Annotated in this window: 3 protein-coding genes and 1 pseudogene; all 4 read left to right on the forward strand. The window is 70.4% G+C overall.

Translation table 11 applies throughout. The features are described 5' to 3' along the window. A pseudogene (locus VN520_RS21505) lies at positions 1-253 on the forward strand (1,4-beta-xylanase); the annotation flags it as partial. Positions 254-451: 198 nt separating this feature from the next. Then, the gene (locus tag VN520_RS21510; protein ID WP_325748568.1) at positions 452-1,267 is read left to right on the forward strand and encodes an SAM-dependent methyltransferase; all 816 of its coding nucleotides are present in this window, start codon (positions 452-454) and stop codon (positions 1,265-1,267) included. 152 nt (positions 1,268-1,419) lie between these two features. Further along, positions 1,420-2,613 (forward strand): cytochrome P450, encoded by a 1,194-nt coding sequence (locus tag VN520_RS21515; protein WP_325748569.1) that lies wholly within the window; start codon positions 1,420-1,422, stop codon positions 2,611-2,613. Then, a complete protein-coding gene (locus VN520_RS21520) occupies positions 2,610-2,837 on the forward strand; it encodes a ferredoxin (RefSeq protein WP_325748570.1) in 228 nt (75 codons plus the stop codon). The genes VN520_RS21515 and VN520_RS21520 overlap by 4 nt, the downstream gene beginning before the upstream one ends. Positions 2,838-3,009: the final 172 nt, after the last annotated feature.

The raw sequence follows: 3,009 nt of genomic DNA on the forward strand, positions 1-3,009 counted from the left end.
CACCGTCTCCGCAGGCCAGAAGTGGAGCGACCGCTACAACCTCGATGTCACGGTCTCCGGCTCGAACACCTGGACCGTCACCATGAACGTGCCCTCCCCCGCCAAGGTCCTCTCCACCTGGAACACCACCGCCTCCTACCCCAGCGCCCAGGTGCTGACCGCCAGGTCCAACGGCAGCGGCAACAACTGGGGCGCGACCATCCAGGCCAACGGCAACTGGACCTGGCCCACCGTCTCCTGCAGAGCAGGCTGACCCCCGGCAGCCTCACCGGCCCGAGCGGGGCGGCGGCCCTGCCCGCCGTCCCGCTCTCCGCACCGTCCGTGTCCGCACCGCTCGAAAAGTTATCGGCGTCCGGCGATCAAGTTGCCTTCTTCCCGGCCTTTTCGGCACCCGTCTTCCCTATGGTGTTCGAAAGCCGATCACCTCTTCTGCGTACACCAGGAGTCCGCCATGTCCCGACCGGAGAACGATGTCCGCGCTCTGCACATCGACACCAGCAGACCTCATCCTGCCCGGATGTACGACTGGTTCCTCGGCGGCAAGGACAACTACCCGGTGGACGAGGCGCTGGGCCGGCAGATGCTTGCCGTGGAGCCCGCGGTCCCGGTCATGGCGAAGGTGAACCGGGCATTCATGCACCGCGCCACCCGATGGCTGACCGGCCAGGGGATCCGGCAGTTCCTCGACATCGGCACCGGGATACCCACCGAGCCGAACCTCCACCAGGTGGCCCAGCAGTCCGCCCCGGCCACGCGGGTCGTCTACTGCGACAACGACCCGATCGTCCTGGCACACGCCGAGGCCCTGCTGAAGGGGACCGAGGAGGGTGCCATCGACTACGTACAGGCTGACGCCCGCGACGTGGAGGCCATCCTCCAGCACGCGGGCAAGACCCTCGACTTCAGCCGGCCGGTCGCGCTCTCCATGATCGCGTTGCTGCACTTCGTGAGTGACGAGGACGGCGCCTACGGACTGGTGGACCGCCTGACCGCGGTCCTCGCGCCGGGCAGCCATGTGGTGATCTCGCACCTCACCGCGGACTTCCACCCGGCGGCGGCCCGCAAGGTCGACGAGATGTACAAGGCCAACACGCTCACCCTGGTGCCCCGCACCCGTGATCAGTTCGCCCGGTTCTTCGGCGGGCTGGAGATCGTCGAGCCCGGCATCGTGGCGGCCGAAGCGTGGCATCCCGAGCTCGGTGAGCCGGTCCCCGGCCAGGACGACGTCATCAGTGCCGGCTATGTGGCGGTGGGCCGCAAGCCGTGAGCCGCCCCATGGAGCACCCTCCGCCCCACCGGACCCGCCGCTCCCCCGGAGCGCCGGGCCATGATGGCCGACAAGGCGCTGTTGACCGCTTCGGCGCCGGAACCTGATTCTCGAATTCCGCTGACAGAGCCGGGAAACAGGGAGGCCACACGATGACGGCCACGGCAGGACAGACCCCCGTCCCCTATCCGTTCAACGAGTCGGCCGGGCTGGGACTGGCGGACGCCTACCAGGAAGCCCTGGAACGACCCGGACTCATGCGCGTACGCCTGACGTACGGGGAGCCCGCATGGCTGGCCACCCGGTACGCCGACGCGCGCCTGGTGCTCGGCGACCGCCGCTTCAGCCGGGCGGAGGCCCTCCGCCACGACGAGCCGCGCCAGTCCGAGGGGCAGCGGGACAGCGGCATCCTGAGCATGGACCCCCCGGAGCACACCCGGCTGCGCACCCTGGTGGCGAAGGCGTTCACCGTGCACCAGGTGGAGAAGTTGCGCCCCTGGGTGCGGGAGCTGTCCCACGGCCTGCTGGACGAGCTGGAGGACCGGGGGCAGCCGGCCGACCTGGTGGAGCACTACGCGCTGCCGATCCCCGTCGCGGTGATCTGCCGCATGCTCGGTGTGCCGGAGGAGGACCGTCCGAAGTTCCGGGTCTGGAGCGACGCCGCCCTGTCCACCAGCTCCCTGACGGCTGAGGAGTTCCTGCGCAGCCGTGAGGAGCTGCGCGCCTACATGGGCTCGCTGATCGAGGAGCACCGGCGCAGTCCCCGGCAGGATCTGATGACGGGACTGATCGAGGCCCGTGACACCGGGGACCGCCTCAGCGAACTGGAACTGGTCGATCTCTGTGTCGGCATCCTCGTCGCCGGTCATGAGACCACCGCGACCCAGATCCCGAACTTCGTGTACGCGCTGCTCGACCATCCCGATCAGCTGAAGCGGCTGCGGGAGGATCCTGGTCTGATCCGCGGGGCGGTCGAGGAACTGATGCGGTTCGTGCCGCTCGGCAGCGGCGCCGGCTTCCCCCGGTACGCGACCGAGGACGTGGAGGTCGGTGGCACGCTCGTCCGGGCCGGTGAGCCGGTGCTCGTCGCGGTCGGCGCGGCCAACCGTGACGCCCTGAAGTTCGAGGGGCCGGGCCGGCTCGACGTCACCCGGACCGGCGTCCAGCACCTGGGTTTCGGGCACGGGGTCCATCACTGTCTCGGGGCACCGCTCGCCAGGCTGGAGCTGCAGGAGGCACTGGAGGCACTGCTCGTGCGCTTCCCTGCACTGCATGTGGCGGGGGACGTGGAGTGGAAGAACCAGATGCTCGTGCGGGGGCCGCGCGAGATGCCGGTGGGGTGGTGAGGGCCGTGTCGTGGACGACGGAGGTGGACCGCGATCTGTGCATGGGGTCGGGCATGTGCGCGGCGATGGCGTCCGATCTGTACACGCTGGACGACGAGGACCGGGCGAGGCCCGTCCGTGAGCGGATAGCTCCTGACGAGCGCGCGCTCGACGCCGCGGACTCGTGCCCCGCGTCGGCGATCCTGGTCCGGGACGGCGGTCTGCCGATCGGGCCGCGCCCCTGACGGACGGGCCGCGCCCCTGGCAGAGGGGCGCCGGGCCTTCCGGGGCGGGCAGGCCCGGTCCCCGGCGGCTCACGCCGTCCGGCCTGTGCCCCGAGTGCAGGAGAGGACCACGACAAGCGGCCAGAGCGACTGCGCGAATGTGAGGACGCGCTCGGCCGCTCCCGCGGTGCCG

Origin of the sequence: Streptomyces sp. (assembly GCF_035563135.1) — a bacterium.
Taxonomy (GTDB): Bacteria; Actinomycetota; Actinomycetes; order Streptomycetales; family Streptomycetaceae; genus Streptomyces.